General features: G+C 44.8%; 17 protein-coding genes. 11 read left to right on the forward strand and 6 right to left on the reverse strand.

Annotation, left to right across the window (positions count from 1 at the left end; translation table 11 throughout):
- The 3 genes from R7Q47_RS08245 (at position 1) to R7Q47_RS08255 (ending at position 3,411) form a co-directional block, all read left to right on the forward strand.
- Complete coding sequence (locus R7Q47_RS08245) at positions 1 to 1,725, forward strand: putative 2-aminoethylphosphonate ABC transporter permease subunit (RefSeq protein WP_054728643.1); 1,725 nt, start codon at positions 1 to 3, stop codon at positions 1,723 to 1,725.
- A gap of 9 nt (positions 1,726 to 1,734) precedes the next feature.
- Entirely contained in the window at positions 1,735 to 2,439 is a 705-nt protein-coding gene (gene phnR / locus R7Q47_RS08250; protein WP_005442366.1) for a phosphonate utilization transcriptional regulator PhnR, read from the forward strand.
- 66 nt (positions 2,440 to 2,505) lie between these two features.
- A complete protein-coding gene (locus R7Q47_RS08255) occupies positions 2,506 to 3,411 on the forward strand; it encodes an EamA family transporter (protein ID WP_213870237.1) in 906 nt (301 codons plus the stop codon).
- 68 nt (positions 3,412 to 3,479) lie between these two features.
- Here R7Q47_RS08255 and R7Q47_RS08260 read toward each other — a convergent pair whose 3' ends face one another.
- Together R7Q47_RS08260 and R7Q47_RS08265 are read right to left on the reverse strand one after the other, a co-directional pair.
- A complete protein-coding gene (locus tag R7Q47_RS08260; protein WP_005374044.1) occupies positions 3,480 to 4,031 on the reverse strand; it encodes an outer membrane beta-barrel protein in 552 nt (183 codons plus the stop codon).
- A gap of 12 nt (positions 4,032 to 4,043) precedes the next feature.
- Positions 4,044 to 4,970 (reverse strand): VirK/YbjX family protein, encoded by a 927-nt coding sequence (locus tag R7Q47_RS08265; protein WP_005374042.1) that lies wholly within the window; start codon positions 4,968 to 4,970, stop codon positions 4,044 to 4,046.
- 412 nt (positions 4,971 to 5,382) lie between these two features.
- Between R7Q47_RS08265 and R7Q47_RS08270 the strand changes: the two genes are divergently transcribed.
- From R7Q47_RS08270 to R7Q47_RS08290, 5 genes are all read left to right on the forward strand, one after another.
- The gene (locus R7Q47_RS08270) at positions 5,383 to 5,742 is read left to right on the forward strand and encodes a DUF3316 domain-containing protein (RefSeq protein ID WP_005374041.1); all 360 of its coding nucleotides are present in this window, start codon (positions 5,383 to 5,385) and stop codon (positions 5,740 to 5,742) included.
- A gap of 219 nt (positions 5,743 to 5,961) precedes the next feature.
- Positions 5,962 to 7,362 (forward strand): FAD-dependent oxidoreductase, encoded by a 1,401-nt coding sequence (locus R7Q47_RS08275; protein ID WP_248486004.1) that lies wholly within the window; start codon positions 5,962 to 5,964, stop codon positions 7,360 to 7,362.
- Positions 7,363 to 7,475: 113 nt separating this feature from the next.
- The gene (locus tag R7Q47_RS08280) at positions 7,476 to 8,600 is read left to right on the forward strand and encodes a M14-type cytosolic carboxypeptidase (RefSeq protein WP_262688919.1); all 1,125 of its coding nucleotides are present in this window, start codon (positions 7,476 to 7,478) and stop codon (positions 8,598 to 8,600) included.
- A 454-nt stretch (positions 8,601 to 9,054) separates the two neighbouring features.
- The gene (locus tag R7Q47_RS08285) at positions 9,055 to 10,035 is read left to right on the forward strand and encodes an OmpA family protein (protein WP_318088917.1); all 981 of its coding nucleotides are present in this window, start codon (positions 9,055 to 9,057) and stop codon (positions 10,033 to 10,035) included.
- 200 nt (positions 10,036 to 10,235) lie between these two features.
- Positions 10,236 to 11,105, forward strand: a complete 870-nt coding sequence (locus tag R7Q47_RS08290) for a LysR substrate-binding domain-containing protein (protein WP_064369425.1) — start codon at positions 10,236 to 10,238, stop codon at positions 11,103 to 11,105.
- A 68-nt stretch (positions 11,106 to 11,173) separates the two neighbouring features.
- Here R7Q47_RS08290 and R7Q47_RS08295 read toward each other — a convergent pair whose 3' ends face one another.
- Positions 11,174 to 12,049 carry a LysR family transcriptional regulator gene (locus tag R7Q47_RS08295; protein WP_005384388.1) on the reverse strand — a complete coding sequence of 292 codons (876 nt, stop codon included), beginning with the start codon at positions 12,047 to 12,049 and terminating at the stop codon, positions 11,174 to 11,176.
- Positions 12,050 to 12,297: 248 nt separating this feature from the next.
- Here R7Q47_RS08295 and R7Q47_RS08300 point away from each other — a divergent pair, with 248 nt between their 5' ends.
- Positions 12,298 to 12,534, forward strand: a complete 237-nt coding sequence (locus R7Q47_RS08300) for a hypothetical protein (RefSeq protein WP_005374030.1) — start codon at positions 12,298 to 12,300, stop codon at positions 12,532 to 12,534.
- Positions 12,535 to 12,655: 121 nt separating this feature from the next.
- Here R7Q47_RS08300 and R7Q47_RS08305 read toward each other — a convergent pair whose 3' ends face one another.
- Positions 12,656 to 14,026, reverse strand: coding sequence for an L-serine ammonia-lyase (locus tag R7Q47_RS08305; RefSeq protein ID WP_017819764.1), 1,371 nt, complete (start codon positions 14,024 to 14,026; stop codon positions 12,656 to 12,658).
- Positions 14,027 to 14,157: 131 nt separating this feature from the next.
- Between R7Q47_RS08305 and R7Q47_RS08310 the strand changes: the two genes are divergently transcribed.
- Positions 14,158 to 15,000 carry a YdcF family protein gene (locus R7Q47_RS08310; RefSeq protein WP_318088918.1) on the forward strand — a complete coding sequence of 281 codons (843 nt, stop codon included), beginning with the start codon at positions 14,158 to 14,160 and terminating at the stop codon, positions 14,998 to 15,000.
- On the opposite strand, the gene R7Q47_RS08315 is transcribed toward R7Q47_RS08310, so the two are convergent.
- Positions 14,990 to 15,646: a hypothetical protein gene (locus R7Q47_RS08315; protein WP_005374025.1), complete on the reverse strand. Its 657-nt coding sequence runs from the start codon at positions 15,644 to 15,646 to the stop codon at positions 14,990 to 14,992. The genes R7Q47_RS08310 and R7Q47_RS08315 overlap by 11 nt on opposite strands.
- 248 nt (positions 15,647 to 15,894) lie before the next feature.
- The gene (locus tag R7Q47_RS08320) at positions 15,895 to 16,161 is read right to left on the reverse strand and encodes a DUF333 domain-containing protein (RefSeq protein WP_005374023.1); all 267 of its coding nucleotides are present in this window, start codon (positions 16,159 to 16,161) and stop codon (positions 15,895 to 15,897) included.
- A 277-nt stretch (positions 16,162 to 16,438) separates the two neighbouring features.
- Here R7Q47_RS08320 and R7Q47_RS08325 point away from each other — a divergent pair, with 277 nt between their 5' ends.
- On the forward strand, positions 16,439 to 16,957 hold the full coding sequence (locus R7Q47_RS08325; RefSeq protein WP_005374021.1) for an NUDIX hydrolase: 519 nt from the start codon (positions 16,439 to 16,441) through the stop codon (positions 16,955 to 16,957).
- Positions 16,958 to 17,074 lie beyond the last annotated feature (117 nt).

Genomic DNA, 17,074 nt, shown 5'->3' on the forward strand with positions numbered 1-17,074 from the left:
ATGGATGCGAAGACAATGACGATGAATAGCCTGACCACACAAGACAAAGCAAAATCCTTACTCGGACGTGTCAGCCGCGATAACCTTGTGTTGTTCGGTTTGCTCGCAGGCTTGTCGACCATGATGGTGCTGTTCATCTTAATGCCGCTTTGGGCAATGTTGACCAAGAGTGTGCAAAATGCCAATGGCGAATTTGTCGGATTGGCAAACTTTGCGACGTACTTTTCTTCTTCAAGCTTGTGGGTGTCGGTGGGAAACACCTTCACTTTGGGCGTGATTGTGACCTCGGTAGTGGGTGTGCTTGCGTTTGGTTATGCCTACGCGCTGACTCGTTCATGTATGCCGTTTAAAGGTTTGTTTCAAATCCTAGGTACTGCGCCAATTCTTGCGCCTTCGTTGTTGCCGGCGATCAGTTTGATCTTCCTTTTCGGTAATCAAGGTATTGCCAAAGAGATGCTGTTAGGAAACTCGATTTATGGCGTGATTGGTATCTCGATGGGTTTGATTTTCTGGACATTCCCTCATGCATTGATGATTTTGACCACTTCGCTGCGTACTTCAGATGCCCGTTTGTATGAAGCAGCTCGTGCACTTAAAACCTCTCCCATCAAAACTTTCTTTATGGTGACGTTACCTGCGGCGAAATACGGTTTGATCAGCACGCTCATTGTCGTCTTTACGCTAGTTATCACGGACTTTGGTGTGCCGAAAGTGATTGGTGGTAGCTACAACGTTCTGGCGACTGACATCTTCAAGCAAGTCGTGGGACAGCAAAACTTTGCCATGGGTGCGGTGACTAGCATTATGTTGTTATTCCCTGCGGTAATGGCGTTTGGCGCAGACCGCTGGGTACAGAAAAAACAAAAGAGCTTATTCGACACTCGCTCGGTGCCTTATCAGCCAGAACCTAATAAAGCGCGCGACAGCATCTGTTTGGTTTACTGCAGCATCATTTCTATCGCAGTGCTGGCTGTGCTTGGCATGGCGGTGTATGGCTCGTTAGTTACGTTCTGGCCTTGGAACAAAGCGCTGACGCTAAACAACTACAATTTTGCTGAAATGAGCACCTACGGTTGGAGCCCATTCTTCAACTCGCTAACACTTGCAGGTTGGACGGCGGTTATTGGTACAGCCATTATCTTTGTCGGTGCTTACTGCATTGAGAAAGGGCGTGCGTTTGGTCCAATTCGTCAGGTGATGCAAATGCTTAGCGTGGTGCCAATGGCGGTTCCGGGTATGGTGCTTGGCTTGGGTTACATCTTTTACTTCAATGATGCGAATAATCCTCTGAATGTGCTTTATGGCACCATGGCGTTCTTGGTGATTAACACGGTAGTGCATTACTACACAGTGGGTCACATGACCGCCCTGACAGCGCTAAAGCAGTTGCCATCGGAGATTGAAGCCACAGCAGCATCGGTGAAGCTTCCTCAATACAAGTTGTTCTTTAAAGTGACATTACCTGTATGTTTACCTGCGATTTTGGACATTGCGACTTACTTGTTTGTTAATGCATTGACCACCACTTCTGCGGTAGTATTCCTTTACTCAACTAATACGATTCCGGCTTCGGTCTCGATTCTGAATATGGACGATGCAGGTCAAACTGGCGCTGCAGCAGCGATGGCTGTGATGATCATGATGGCTGCCGCGATTGCGAAGATTGTTCAGATGACTTTGGGTAAATTGTTAGAAAATCGCACACAAGCTTGGCGCAAAAGATAAGGACACTTCGTGCAATACGTAAAAATTAAAGATTCGATTGTTGAACAGATTGAAGCGGGCATGCTATCGCCGCGTCAAAAACTGCCAGCAGAGCGTAAGTTGGCGGAGTCGTTCGATACTACACGCGTCACTCTGCGTGAAGCTTTATCACTGCTAGAAGCGGAAGGTCGAATCTATCGCGAAGATCGCCGAGGTTGGTTTATCTCACCTGAGCCATTGCGTTACGACCCAACCCAAACACTGAACTTCCCGAACATGGCGAAAGCGCAAAATCGCGTGCCAAAAACGGAGTTGGTCGCAGCAAAAGGGACGTTGGCAAACAAACAAGCCGCACGCTTGCTGGACTTGCAACCTTTCTCGGACGTGTATCGAGTCGACCGTGTGCGATACCTTGAAGATAGACCAGTGGTATTCGTAACAAACTACATTCGCCCAGAGCTGTTTCCGAACCTGTTGGACTACGATTTATCAAATTCACTGACGGACATTTACCGCGATCATTATGGCGTGACGTATCAAAAGATTCGCTACCGCATTTCAACGAGCACTTTGTTGGGTGAAATGGCTCAGGCACTGCGCGCGACAGCTGGCACTCCCGCGATGGTGGTGGAGCGCATCAACTACAACCAGCACGGTGAGTTGATTGATTGCGATATCGAGTATTGGCGACACGATGCCATCAGCATTGAATCTCTGGCGGAACTCAATCGTTAAGTGGATTTTCTCATTATCTAAGGCTCCATCTCGGGGCCTTTCTTTTATTCAGACAGGAACGTTGAAATGGATTTGTTGGCGATTGGTCTCGTCGTTTTCTCTGCTGTTCTCCATGCGGGCTGGAATATCCTTGGCAAAAGCAACTCAGGCTCTGGACTCGCGTTTACCATGGCCGCCAGCTTTTCTGCATGTTTCATTCTTACCCCTTATTTGATTTGGTATTTGGCAACCATTGGCTGGACATCATTACCGAGTGAGTTTTGGGGATTGCTGTTCATTAGCGGCATTTCACAAATGGTTTATCTGGTTGGTTTGATTGTCGCTTATAAGCACGCTGATGTGGGGGTGGTTTATCCGATTGCTCGGGCACTGCCTGTGATGATGGTCGGCGCAATCAGTGTGGCATTGGGGCATGAATTATCCAGTCAGCAGTGGCTTGGATTCTTGCTGATTACCCTTGGTTGTATGCTGGTACCACTGACGAACTTTCGTCAAATGACATTGGGCTCTTATTTGAACGTTGGTGTGTTCTGGGCATTGATTGCCGCAATAGGCACAACGGGTTACTCCCTGGTTGATAAAGAAGCGCTGAGTTTACTCACAGGGCAAGCGGCAGAGATCTTGAATGATCAGTACAGTGCGATCTTTTACTTAGGCGTGCAGTTTTGGGCAATTGGTATTCCTGCTCTTGTTTGGTGCTTGGTTACAGGCAAGCCAGATGAGATTAAGACTGCGTGGCAGATCCGCAAAACAGCCAGCATGGCGGGGGTAATGATGGCATCCACCTACGGTTTGGTACTGTTTGCGATGACCATGACAGACAACGTGAGCTTGGTCGTAGCACTAAGGCAAATCAGCATTGTGTTTGGATTGTTTATGGGGATTTGGTTTCTGTCTGAGAAATGGTATCTCACCCGAGGGCTTGGCGTTACTTCTATCGTGGCGGGGATCATTCTCGCGCTTGCGTATTGACCTATATTCACGAAAAAAGGCAGCGAATGAGCCTCTCGCTGCCTTTTGTATTAACTTGTAAGCCTTGTTTAAAAACGCAGTTGCGCACCAAACATCACGCCGCTAGAGTCAAAATCGCTGTTTTTTGAGTACACATATTCTGCATTCAAACCAAAGTGTTTATAGCTCCAGCCGATACCGCCAGCCGCTTCACCTCCGACACTTGAGTGTTCGATGTTCTTGCTCTGACCGTTCACTTTATAAGTGTATTCGAGAGTGTAGAGAGTGACACCTGCCTTGCCGTACAGTTCGAAACCTGAACCCAGAGGATAGCTAGCATAGCCACTCAAGCGAGGTCCGGAGAAGCTCGTATCGGTGACTTCTGAAATCGGACTCACGAGTATCGAGCCGATACCGTCAAACGCGCCTTTATAACCTGCTTCGATACCAAAGTTATGTGTTGGCATGTAGCGGTAATATATTTCACCTAAGAACATGTCGCCTGATTCTTTGCTTGTCGGAGCATCGTAGTTCACATCGCCATAGCCAATGTTTGTACCTATGATGTGCTCACTGGTTTCTGCATTGGCTGACAAAGAAAAAGCCGACAGCACTAAAGCAGTAATGAATGAATAACGCATGAACGCTTCTCCTTAGCTTTTAGCTTGCTCGCCTTTTAATATTTGTTCGAAAGTGACCTTGGTGTTGTCTAGCCATTCATAACGGCGACGATACATCGAACGCTTAGAGCGCGACATGCCTTCGATATCTCGACGGGGTGCATTTACATCAATTGAGTAAAAATGACGATTGTATTCGGTGCCGCCCAATTCTTGCCAGAGTGCATCGTAATCCGTTTTTATTCGCCCTTTGCTGTAACGTTTAGCTGCGTAAGTATGGGACTGCGTTTTCACCGCTAGAATCGTATTTACTTCCCAAATTTGTGCGAGCAAAGTGAGCAAGCTCACCATCAAGCTTTTTGGTCTCTGTCCGTAAAGCTTACGAGTTAGCTTTTTAATTTTCGCGTTGTTTTCTTCACTGCTTCGCGGTCCTTGTAAGCCGCCAATCATAATGCTGCGTCCAGATTCGATGTGACCTAGCGTAAAAGAGAGCGTGTAGAAGTTGCCATCTTCAGCGCTGTGCAGCACTAGGCTCATGTCGCCTTCTTTTTGATAACGTGCTTCGTATACTAATCTCACCGAGTACAGTATTTCGTCAATTTCAAAAGAGGCTAATGTTAGGCCTTTCGAGTCTGTGTAGATTTCTTCGATTGTTTGTTTAGAAAACAGTTCTGAAATAGTTTTATAGTGATCAACTACCAAGTTAGAACGATCGAACGCTGAGTTGTTTTTGATGATATACGGACGAAACGGTTTCTCTAAAAACCGATGCGTACGTGTACAAAGCAACTCTAACAATGACGATTCAATATTGTCTGAAAGGTGCTTAAATGCACGTTTGTAATAAAGCGCACGTAAGATGAACTTAGCTCTGTAGGTCCAAATTGGCTTGTAGACATCAGCATAATCATCTGAGTAAATCGATTTGCTATGGTAAAAAATGGATTTGTTCGCGGTCATTTTCACTCCAGATTAACTTGTGCTCAATAGCGACAATTAAGAACCGACGGACGAGCAGCGAAGAACCCGAAAAGGAGGAATGCAAAGCACGACTGAAAAGAGGTGGTTTTTGCTGTGTCCGACGTTTGTGTAAGGTTTTGAACACTGTTCTTTTGCTGGAATTCTAAGAGAAAATTGACCTTAGGTATTGTATGGTTTGGTAAGGAAGTGTCAGGTTGAAACCCATTGTTCAAAAGAAAGAAAATGCGAATGTCGGCTGAATATGACGTTGAGTTGCTAAGTTAATGTGAAATAAGTTGAACGAAAATTGAACATTATTTGAAATTGTTTTGACGTGTTTTAGGTCTTTATACGTACCTTATAAGTATCGAGCCAATTTTGGCCCGATGTAAAGGTAAGTAAGGAGAGGTTTATGAAACGCTTAACAACTTTAGCAAGTACGATTGCTCTGATTGCTGCACCTTCTATGGCTCTTGCTAGTGGTTATCAGTGGACAAACGATACCGAAACTATCCATGGCGACGTAATGGATAGCAAACAAGCGGCTTATGAAATGGGCCGAGACATGATCCAAAGCTACCAAAATAAATCATCTGGACAACTCCGTGATGAGTTTACGAGCCTTACAACGTATGTTGATCGCCAATCGTTTTCTATCACTGACTCAAAAGTCATGGTAAATGAGTTCTTGCAAAGTGACGGGCAAGTTGTTTACCAGCCTATTCTCAATGTTCAATACGAGTACCGCATGCGTGATACCGGTAAATACTAACCAGTAAGACGGACTTGAATTGTTTACCACTAATATTTTTTGCTGTTTGTTTTGGGGAGCCACGAGCTCCCCATTTTGTTTTTGTCGAAAGCGAAAATTTTCACACTCTCAGTGCAACATTTTCTATCGCTCAGCGTTAGATTTTCTTGCTCGTTGATTGTCATCATCGTTTGTAAAGTGTTTGCGGAAATGGATGTAACGCACTAACGAGGATACCCGATGACACATCATTCATATTGGTTCAAGCAGGCAATTGAAGCTGAGCAACCAGAAACGCCACAACCGTTACAGCAGAACATTAATACTGACGTTGCGATTGTTGGTGGCGGATACACCGGACTTTGGACCGCGATTATGATTAAGCAGCAATCTCCGGAAAAAAAGGTAGTCGTGATTGAAAAAGGCCTTTGTGGCAGTGGTGCATCGGGCGCAAACGGCGGTTGTATGCTTACTTGGTCTACCAAGTTTCCGACATTGAAACGGTTATTCGGTGAAGAACATGCTGCTTGGTTAGTAAAAGAGTCGGAACAAGCAGTGCTAGAGATTGACGACTTTTGTCAGCAGCACAACATTGATGCGCACTTATCGTTGAAAGGGGTTTATTACACTGCAACCAATCAGGCTCAAACTGGGGGAATGCAGCCAGTTGTGGACGAGTTAAAGCGATTAGAAGTGAACAGTTGGCGTCGTTGCTCGGTGGAGGAACTGCGTGCCAATGCGGGTTCACCTCGACATATAGAAGGCTTTCACTCTCCAGTTGCAGCCAGCGTTCAACCTGCATTATTAGTGAGGGGGTTACACCGTGTTGCTATTGATCTGGGTGTAGAAGTTTATGAGAACACGCCGATGACGCGTCTAGATTATGGAAAACCTGCCACTGTCTGTACACCTAAAGGAAATGTTCAAGCGCAGCAGGTGGTATTGGCATTGAACGCATGGATGGTGGAGCAGTTTAAACAGTTTAAAAACAGTATCGTGGTGGTCTCTTCCGACATGGTGATCACCAAGCCGCTTGGTGACGCACTACCTCAATCTGGTTGGCAGGCAGGTTCTAGCGTGTTGGATTCACGTATCTTCGTCCACTATTACCGAGATACGCCAGATGGCCGTTTAATGTTGGGGAAAGGCGGCAATCAGTTTTCTTTCAATAACCAAGTTGACGCAATGTTTAACAAGCCAACACGCTACCAAGGTCTACTGCGCAAGTCGTTCGATAAGTTGTTTCCTCATTTGAGAGGGGAGGAGTTTGCTTATTCATGGACGGGGGGCTCTGATCGTTCTGCTACTGGTTTCCCTTTTTTCGGCGAGCTAGATAAACAGAGCAATATCTTTTACGGATTTGGTTATTCAGGCAATGGTGTAGCGCAGACTCGAATGGGCGGAAAAATCTTATCTTCGTTGGCATTGGGAATCGATAATGAATGGACGAAAAGCGGTTTAGCCAAAGGGCCGTTGGGGCATTTCCCGCCAGAGCCATTCCGTTGGACGGGAGCAATGATGGTACGCAACGCGGTACGTCGCAAAGAGGAAGCAGAAGATAACGAGCAGACGCCATTCATCTGGGATAAGTGGCTAGCAAAACTCGCGGGACCAGCAGGCAAAGCGGATAAGCTTGACTAAACTGAAGACTTTAGCCACAAACGAGACAGTTTGCAGTGAAAGTCATTGGGGCGCGATGAAGCCTTGTGTTAGCCTCTGTCTTTCAAGCTCAGATTTAAAAGGTGAGTCATAAAATGAAAGTATTCAGCAACTTCGATAGCGGCAGCATTCACGTAGTGAAAGCGGACGACAAAAACGACATCCAACTCAAAATTCCTAACGACAATATGTCGGAATTCTACCAGTGGTTCCACTTCCGTCTTGAGACAGAAGCCGAGCAATCACACACCATCAAATTGCTTGATTTGGCTAAATCGGCTTATCCAGAAGGATGGCAAGGTTACGATGTGGTTGCGTCTTACGATCGTGAAGAATGGTTCCGAGTACCGGCAGAGTTCGATGGCGACACGCTGACTTTCACTGTAATCCCTGAGCGCAGCTCAATTTACTTCGCGTACTTTGCGCCATACACGTACGATCGTCATTTAGACTTGTTACACATGGCACAAAGCGCGCACCACTGCCAACTAGAGACGCTTGGTCATACGCTAGATGGCAATGACATGAGCTTGCTTACTTTCGGTGAGCCAGAAGAAGGCAAAAAGAAAATCTGGATGATTGCACGTCAGCACCCAGGTGAGACCATGGCGGAATGGTTCATGGAAGGTATGATCCAACGTCTGTTAGATGAAAACGACATGGTTGCGCGTGCATTGCTTGAAAAAGCGGTGCTTTACGTCGTACCAAACATGAACCCAGACGGTGGTATTCGCGGTCACTTGCGTACCAACGCAGTAGGCGTAAACCTAAATCGTGAATGGCAAACGCCATCAATGGAAAAGAGCCCAGAAGTCTACCTTGTGCGTCAGCGCATGCTGGAAACGGGTGTTGACATGTTTTTAGATATTCATGGCGATGAAGCGATTCCGTATAACTTCGTCGCTGGCTCAGAAGGTATTCCTTCTTACGATGAAAATCTTGCCGCTTTAGAGACATCATTTAAGCAAGCGTTACTGACTATTACGCCAGAGTTCCAAGATGAGATTGGTTACGATAAAGATGAGCCTGGTAAAGCGAATTTGACGGTCGGTTCAAATTGGGTTGCAGAGCAGTTCAAATGCTTGTCTTACACAATCGAAATGCCATTTAAAGATAACAACAATCACCCAGATCCACTTTACGGTTGGTCTCCTGAGCGTAGTGTTTTGTTTGGGCAAGATGTATTAGCTGCAACGTTAACCGTAGCGGATAAAATTTAGCTCGACGAGTTAACGCTTTTTCATTATTTCGAAAACAGCTCATTTAAATGAGCTGTTTTTTTGTGCTCTCCAGAACCACGCTCCCCTGTAAAAATTTGTTGCCATTCACAAGCTTAAATGATGATTCTTAAATTTGAGAAAGTGGCCTTTTATGGTGATTTGCGTCACAGAAAGTTGGCTTCTTTGTGATATTCTCCGCAACGAATTGACTATGGCTAAACCAACGCAACGAACTTTATTTTTCGGTTGGGTATGCGGATGAAGCTCATGAATAGATGGTCTTGAGGTTACCTTTTTCCGTTTTACGTCATTGGCGTTTGAATATCATTTTTGATTCTTTCCTACGCTATTTAGCTATTTCTATTCGAAGAAAAGAGAAAGTTACGGCTTCATATTTTACGGCAGTATGCTGCCGCGATGTGTTGCTTTGTGTACAAGAAAAAGGAAAAGAATAATGAAAAAAATCGCTATAGCAGTGGCTACTGTACTTGCTGGTGGTGTGATCTCAAACGTTGCACTTGCTGACACTTACATGGGCGGTAAAATAGGTTACAACTCTCTAAACGATGCGTGTTACCTAAACGAACCTTGTGACGACGACAGTTTTGCAGCATCTATGCACTTAGGCTACAGCTTCAACAAGTACGTTGCAGCAGAGTATGGTGTTGATTACCTTGGTGACTTCACTGCAAACTTCAAAAAGCCAGGCCTAAACACCGTTGATGGTGATCTTTGGGCGTTGACGCTTGCTCCTAAATTTAACCTACCGCTAACGGATTCTTGGAATCTATTCGCGAAAGTTGGTGCTGCATACATGATGGCTGGTGACGAGAAAGATTTCGTACCAACTGGCTCTCTGGGTGCTGAATACCAAATCAACTACAACTTGAGCCTACGTGCTGAATACCAACGCTACCAAGATATGTCTGATGATGTAATTGAAGACATGGATTCAGATTTCTTCGGTATCGGTTTCAACTACAAGTTTGGTTCTGAGCCAGTCGTTCAAGAAAAAGCCGTTGAAGAGGTGGTAGAAGCACGTCCTGCAACACGCATTGTAGATCACGTTTACCCTGCTCAAACAACAGCGACAGTACAATTCGACTTAGAAAGTGCAGAAGTGAAAGACACGTCGAACCTTTCTGGTACCGTTGATTTGATGAATACTTACCCACAAGCTCAAGTTGAGATCACGGGTTACAGCGATACGACAGGTTCTGCTGCTTACAACAAACAACTCACAGAAAAACGTGCGAAAGCCGTTGCTGACGAGTTCCAAGCAAAAGGTATTGCGGCTGAGCGTATGACAGTGAAAGGCATGGGTGAAGCTAACCCAGTGGCAAGCAACGAGACACGTCAAGGTCGTCAAATGAACCGTCGTGTTGAAGTGGTTGTTCCTGCGTTTGAATACCAAACAACTGAAAAAGCAGAATAATTCCTGCTTAAGATAAAGTTCCAAAAGCCAGCGTGTATCACGCTGGCTTTTTTGATCCCGCTTAACAAACTAAGTAGTTGTGTAGAAACATAGTTATATCGGGACGCTTTGACATATGCTCAACATACGTAAACTCAGCACCTTCATCAATTTGTCATCACCAGTTCATAGCATGACAGCTAAATGTCTGGGAGAATGATATGCAAAGTTTACCGCCGCTCAATTTGCTCCGAGCTTTTGAAGCCACGGCGCGACTACAGAGTTTTACAAAAGCCGCAGAGGAGCTAAATGTGACTCGTGCGGCCGTAAGCCAACAGGTGAAATCGCTAGAGTCACAGCTCAATGCGACGTTATTCGAGCGCAAGGGCACGCACCTTACGCTGACCTGCTCAGCACAAGAATACTGGCCTGTGGTTAATCATGTGCTTCAAACATTGTCGACCACGACGCAGCATTTATTTACTCGTCCCAAGAATACGCAAGTTAACTTACATGTCGCTCACAGCTTTTGCTCTCAGTGGTTAATGCCAAGGTTGGCTGATTTTCAGCGACAATTCCCAGACATTTCCTTTAAAATCTCGACCACTGCTAATACGGTTCCAAACGCCAGTGCGATTGCGGATATCGAAATTATTAACGGAGATGGAGATTGGCAAGAGCAAGAAGCCATACGATTAACCCAAGAAAACTGGATTGTTGTCGCAAGCCCCGGCTTTATGCATTTAAACCCGATAAATGACCTCTCGCAGTTAGCTAAAGCGCCTAAAATCTGTACTAGCGGTTATCATGAATCTTGGCAAGAGTGGCTTTCACACCAAGGTTACCAAGGGAAGGTGAGCAAAGTCGTCGCCGAGTTTGAACACTCATTGCTTGCTATTCATGCTGCGATTAATCAACTTGGCGTGTTGCTGGTAAGAGACTTTCTTGTTGAGGATGAGCTGCAACAGGGCGTATTAGTCCAGGCTGGAAATTGGCATATGCCAAGTTCTGGTGCACATTATATGATGGTTCGAGCATCCGAAAAATCACACGTAAACACCTTTGCTCAATGGTTAATACAGAGTCTTTAATGTTCGTTCAGCGAGTGAGTAGAGCGCATGTGTGGTTTAGCTATTATTAGCAGTAGCAAGTCATCAGTCTAGGACTGAGCGACATGCTTAATGACATCTAATAACCACTGATTTACCGGAGCTTGCTGTTGAGAGCGACGACAGCTCATCACGTAGCGAACATCAAGCTCTAGCCCAGCAGGAAGCGCGATACTCCGGCAACCCTTAGGAACATGTCCACTCATCGTTATGCCAAAATGATTCGTTTGCAGAAGCACTTTTTGAATCATCGCTGGATGCTCAATTTCCACTTTAGGTGTGGTTCTAAAACCCATATGTTTGAGCCTTTCCAACACTGGGTATCGGTAGTCATTCCATCCCGGCGTTTTAAAAAGTATAAAAGGGTATTCTTCTAGTTCTTGGGAGTTTTGAGCGGGATGATCTTGTCGAACAAAAAATACCGCTTTTCCTCGCCCTAGTTCGGTCTGAACAATTGACTGTGGCAGATCTTCATCAAAGTAATGAATCGCAATGGCGTTTTCACCGTCAATTAATCGTTTTTTTGCTTCGCTACCCCAGCGCAAACATGAGAATTTTGCGTTTGGGGCGTGCTTTAGTAACTCCAAGTAAAACTTGTCACCAAAGTACTCCCAAAACAATGTGTTGGCATAAATAGTGATTGAACCGTCAAAATGAGCTGGTGAAAAATGCTGTGGTTTGATGGAATCAATACTGTTGATTATTTGCTCAAAATGCGCAATGTTCGCTTCCACAAAAGCTGTTGGTTCAAAGCCATTTTTGGTCTGAACGAATAGCGGATCATTGAGCTGAGTTTTCATCTTAGTCAGATTTTTGCTGATTGCTCCTGACGTTTTACCGAGTGATTCTGCGACTAACCGGACGTTACGTAGCTCATACATCCGTTTTAATACCAAAATGTTTTGAATATCCAGATTAACGCTCATACATTCTCTCGCTTGGCTTTTGTCGACAAATCATATCGCTGAATTTCTTAAGAAAAGACAACGCTCGGTCAATTTAAGTTGCTGCCTTATCCCTGATTTATTGAAGGTAACGATAAGTTATTCTTGGTTACATCAGTTTATTAGCATGGATTTCCATTTGGTAAATAATGGCTTTCCTCGTATGAGCGCGTTTCTGTTGTTACAGTTTTTCCACCGACAGAAAGTAAGAACGATAATAGAGGTGATGTATGAAAAAACTAATCGCACTTGTTTTGATGGTTTGCTCAACAAACGTAGCATTTGCTGGCGATGGGTCATACACGGGCACGATTGATATGACGATGGCAACGAAAAATCAGGTTGACGTAGAGCGTGCAGATTCTCAATTGACGCTGAAGGGTCGCAATGAAATGGCCTATGGCGGTGTAACAATCCATTCGGATGCTGCAACTCAAAAAATTGAACTTCGTGGTCGACGTGATTAATCGAATAGTTTCTTGTTAAGAAAATGCCGCGAAGAACGCGGCATTTCTATATGTAATATCATCAGATCATAATTACCAGATAAGCGTATGGTGAGAAGCTAAGCGCAATGACCACTTGCCATTATTCGCATGGCGGTGCCATATGAATGACAGCTAAGCCGCCCAAAGAGGTTTCACGGTATTTTTTATTCATATCTTTACCAGTCTGATACATGGTTTCGATAACTTTATCTAACGAAATTAAGCATTTACTTGTGCGCTTTAATGCCATACGCGATGCATTAATCGCTTTCATTGCTCCCATGGCATTTCTTTCAATACAAGGTACTTGAACCAAGCCGCCAATCGGGTCACAAGTCATACCCAATGAATGCTCCATCGCAATTTCCGCAGCAATACAAATTTGCTCGTTACTGCCCCCTCTTAGCGCTGTTAAGCCAGCGGCAGCCATGGATGAAGAAACCCCAACTTCTCCCTGACACCCCACTTCTGCACCAGAAATTGACGCGTTAGTTTTATATAAGATGCCGATAGCGCCGGCGACTGCGAGAAAGTCTTTTAGCTGTTTAACATCGAGCTCTTTGATGAAGCGATGGTAGTACATCAATACCGCCGGAATCACCCCTGCTGCACCATTCGTTGGAGAAGTGACGACTTGCCCTCCTGCTGCATTTTCTTCACTAACCGCAAAGGCGAAGAGATTGATCCAATCCATGATCTCCATCGGATCGTTTTCAACTGCAGCGTTGGCTTCGAGCTTTTTCAAAAGGTTTGGTGCTCGACGAGTGACATTTAGACCACCTTCCAAAATCCCTTCCGTATCGAAGCCACGTTGCATGCAGAGCGACATCACTTTCCAAATTTGCTCTGCTCTTTGGTTAATTTCTTCGTCTGAGCGAAATGCGAGTTCGTTTTGGAGGATCATGCCTCCCAAGCTGAAACCGTTCGTCTCGGCTTTTTCCAGCATCTCATCTGCGGATGTAAACGGAAATGGTACTGCGACCTCATCTTGTTGCGTGCCGTTCTCTAGTTCGTCGGCGGTGGCGATGAATCCGCCCCCAATGGAGTAATAAATTTCAAACGCGACTTGATCTCCAGCAGCGTCTAATGCCGTAATCGTCATGCCATTTTCATGCAAGGGAAGGTTGTCGCTATGAAAGACGATGTCATGGTCGTAGCTAAACTCAATCTGGTGTGTACCGGCGAGCATGAGCGTATTATTGTCTATGGTATTTTGTAGCGCACTTTTGGCACTGCTCATTTTGATGGTATCAGGTTTATTTCCCATCAAACCAAGGACCGTGGCTCGGTCTGTATGGTGCCCTCGACCTGTCAGTGACAATGAGCCATAAAGGTCCACTTGCACCCGATGCACTTTCGCCATAGAGTCGCTAACTAGCTGAGTGAAATGGAATCCGGCAAGCATAGGACCATTAGTGTGGGAGCTGGATGGCCCGACACCAATTTTAAATATATCGAAAATCGACAGCATAATTGACTTCCTTTAGCAGTGAACCTTTATAAAGGTCTCTAGAACAGTGTTGTTAACTAGATGTTAAAGCTTGTGGGTCGGGAGTGAAAGAAGATTTTTGTAACACTGCCAACTAAGCGCGAGATTTTAAAATGAAGTTAGACAACATCGTCATCGTTTTAGGTAAACGCCTCGTCAATAACAGGTTGACCTCTGAGGGCATAACCAGAGTCGAAGCTTTGTCTTGTAGGACTGCATCACTACCGATAGAGCGAACGGTGATTGTTTTTTGTGGTGGAGTAACGCAAGGACAAAGCGTTTCTGAAGCAGAGGCGATGTACGCGTATTTTAGAGCCCTAAACACAGACTCTGTGAATCCGTTCCCTGAACGTCATATACTCTTAGAAACGGAGTCGTTGAACACGTTTCAAAACATGCGTTATGTTTCCCAAGTTTTGTGCAAAAGTGGGTTGTTCGAGTTATGGTCGGGGCATCCGGTTGAGGTTATCTTGCTGTCTAATGACTACCACCTCGAACGAATCATTGATATCCAGAATTTGATGGATGAGCAAGGCTTATTACGAGTACTTAAATCCGATTGCGAATCCATGGGGGTGACCCTCAATATTCCACTGGATATCAGCAAACATATTAGCGTGCCATACCCACATAAAGGGCTTATGGCGGAGACATTCTTGCTACTCGATGAACTCACAACCTACCGAGTTTATTTAGAAGGGATCAAGCATGGCGCATTTTTCCGAGATTTATCAATTGTCCGAAAAAAGCCACTTATGATCGCAAGAGATACTATTCACAAATTGCTCTCTTTCCCGCTTGATAAAGAGGCTTTGCAACATATTGAAGAAATGAAAAAGGCCGTCGAAATGACGGCCTTGGATGAATCTGTAGGTGCTGCGGAAAAGGCATTAAGTATCTTCCATCCGATACTGACTGCATTGAACCGTCGCTTTGATCCAGAGTCTATTCATTAAGCTCGCGTTTTGTGCGGACGGCGCTTAATGCGATCAAACAGTAGCAAAGCAGTTCTATACCTTCTTCTGAGATATTTTTAACATCACGGATGTAATTTTCGTCCATCACTTGTTGCCAAAAACTACCCATACCATACAAACGAGAGAAGACTAATAATAGCATTACAGCACCAACTAATAGCTTCATATGTGGCACCGTTAAAATGGTCGCCATTTCGTTCATGGTACCTTTACCACCTTGGTAAGCTTTGGCGCAAGCCAGTGCGGTGACAGCAAGTGCTGGGAAAACCCAAGAGCCATGATGAATCATGTCTGTCCAATAGTCCGTTTCGCGAATAATCAGTACTGCAAAAAATCCTGCAATCAAAATAGCCGCATGCTTTAGCTGAGGCTGTTGTTTCGATAAGCTGAAAAACGACCATGATGCAATAGCAAGCATCACAAGCTGGAGCGTTTCTGTAACGGAAAGCTCGCCAAGGCTTGATCCCAACACGACATAATCAAGACGAAGACTAAGGTTAACGAGAATACTTATAGCGACAATCATCAAGGCGTTTAAACTCGATTTATAAATAATGCGCTTTGATTTTTCAGTAACAACGTTGCTTGGGGCTGACTCGGCTTCTTTTACTATTTGTGTTTTCATCTTGCTCACCTGTCCCAGAAAATGTGGAAGAAATGTGAATTAGTGTGATCTGTGTTTGGAATTTTATTGTCCAAGTGGAAAGTTATGTCAGGGGAATGTCAAGAATAGAACACTGTTCGATATAGGGTCGATGTGCGGTAAAGTCAGAGATATGTAAAAACAACGTAAGAACACTTTGATAAATCAAATAAAAAGGAGCCCAAAGGCTCCTAAGTGATAGAGGGAAGGTGACGTATCGATAAAAATAATTAGTAGTTGTCACCCTCATTTTCTTTGTGATTCTCGCGATAGTATTCCCATTGCTCGACGCGTTCATTGTCCGACAGCACACAGTAAGTGACACGTTCGCCGTTTTCCGACACGGTATCCAGCTCACCACCTTGCTGAACACAGTATACGGCTGCGGGATTTGCAACGGAGGTATACTCAGTTGATCGGGTCGCTCCCTCGTAAGTTGAACAACCAGCCAGTACCAATGTTGCAGCCATAGCCATCATTAAATTTGTCTTTTTCATTCTTTATCTCCGCATGGGGTGGGCGAGTATTGTATTGATTATAGGCAACTTTAAGAGATTATTGTCTTATCGATGTTAAAAGTAAGAGGGACGTATAAGAATTTAGATATTTTCATTTATTGCTGATTAGCACGTCACACTTCTGTTCTTGGCGTATTGTTGTGAAGGTCATATCAATCACTTCCTGACAAGCGCTCGAACGTACCTGGCCTACAACAATGATTTAAAGTGTGAAATTCGGTAATATGCGCACAAAACATTGACCGTGGTATTTTCGATGAGACATTTAAAATCGACCGTTCATCCAGACATAGAGCATTTGGATGACAAAATTGTTTTTCAGCGCAATGCAGCGCGAGCCATTGTACTTGATGGTGAAGATGTGCTGTTGCTCTATACAGAACGTTACCATGACTACACGCTACCAGGCGGTGGTATTGATGATGGTGAAGATGTCATTGCTGGATTAGTCCGTGAATTAGAGGAAGAAACGGGCGCCCAAAATATACATGGTATTAAGCCTTTCGGAATCTTTGAGGAGTTTCGTCCGTGGTACAAGGATGACGCTGACGTGATGCACATGGTGTCGTATTGTTATACATGTAAAATCGAACGTGAGCTAGGCGAAACGGCGTATGAAGATTACGAAGTTAAAAATGGAATGCGCCCGGTATGGATGAACATACACGAAGCAATTGCACACAATGAAAAAACGATGGCAGAAAGCCCGAAAAAAGGCATGAGCATTGAGCGCGAAACGTTTTTACTTCAGTTGATTTCTAAAGAATTACTATAAACAGTTAGTTTGCATCATTACGACTTAGCTTCTGTTGGCTCTATTGTGGGCAAAGATTTTAGAGCAATAAAAAAGTCCGGACTCCCCCCCGGAACCCGGACTTATTCCAGACGCGCA

The sequence above is a fragment of the Vibrio sp. Vb0349 genome (assembly GCF_033338975.1).

Bases quoted from the DNA above. Each gene is read 5' to 3' on its own strand.
- R7Q47_RS08245 (WP_054728643.1), top strand. From the start codon at position 1: ATGGATGCGAAGACAATGACGATGAATAGCCTGACCACACAAGACAAA.
- R7Q47_RS08255 (WP_213870237.1), top strand. From the start codon at position 2,506: ATGGATTTGTTGGCGATTGGTCTCGTCGTTTTCTCTGCTGTTCTCCAT.
- R7Q47_RS08260 (WP_005374044.1), bottom strand. From the start codon at position 4,031: ATGCGTTATTCATTCATTACTGCTTTAGTGCTGTCGGCTTTTTCTTTG.
- R7Q47_RS08265 (WP_005374042.1), bottom strand. From the start codon at position 4,970: ATGACCGCGAACAAATCCATTTTTTACCATAGCAAATCGATTTACTCA.
- R7Q47_RS08270 (WP_005374041.1), top strand. From the start codon at position 5,383: ATGAAACGCTTAACAACTTTAGCAAGTACGATTGCTCTGATTGCTGCA.
- R7Q47_RS08275 (WP_248486004.1), top strand. From the start codon at position 5,962: ATGACACATCATTCATATTGGTTCAAGCAGGCAATTGAAGCTGAGCAA.
- R7Q47_RS08280 (WP_262688919.1), top strand. From the start codon at position 7,476: ATGAAAGTATTCAGCAACTTCGATAGCGGCAGCATTCACGTAGTGAAA.
- R7Q47_RS08285 (WP_318088917.1), top strand. From the start codon at position 9,055: ATGAAAAAAATCGCTATAGCAGTGGCTACTGTACTTGCTGGTGGTGTG.
- R7Q47_RS08290 (WP_064369425.1), top strand. From the start codon at position 10,236: ATGCAAAGTTTACCGCCGCTCAATTTGCTCCGAGCTTTTGAAGCCACG.
- R7Q47_RS08295 (WP_005384388.1), bottom strand. From the start codon at position 12,049: ATGAGCGTTAATCTGGATATTCAAAACATTTTGGTATTAAAACGGATG.
- R7Q47_RS08300 (WP_005374030.1), top strand. From the start codon at position 12,298: ATGAAAAAACTAATCGCACTTGTTTTGATGGTTTGCTCAACAAACGTA.
- R7Q47_RS08305 (WP_017819764.1), bottom strand. From the start codon at position 14,026: ATGCTGTCGATTTTCGATATATTTAAAATTGGTGTCGGGCCATCCAGC.
- R7Q47_RS08310 (WP_318088918.1), top strand. From the start codon at position 14,158: ATGAAGTTAGACAACATCGTCATCGTTTTAGGTAAACGCCTCGTCAAT.
- R7Q47_RS08315 (WP_005374025.1), bottom strand. From the start codon at position 15,646: ATGAAAACACAAATAGTAAAAGAAGCCGAGTCAGCCCCAAGCAACGTT.
- R7Q47_RS08320 (WP_005374023.1), bottom strand. From the start codon at position 16,161: ATGAAAAAGACAAATTTAATGATGGCTATGGCTGCAACATTGGTACTG.
- R7Q47_RS08325 (WP_005374021.1), top strand. From the start codon at position 16,439: ATGAGACATTTAAAATCGACCGTTCATCCAGACATAGAGCATTTGGAT.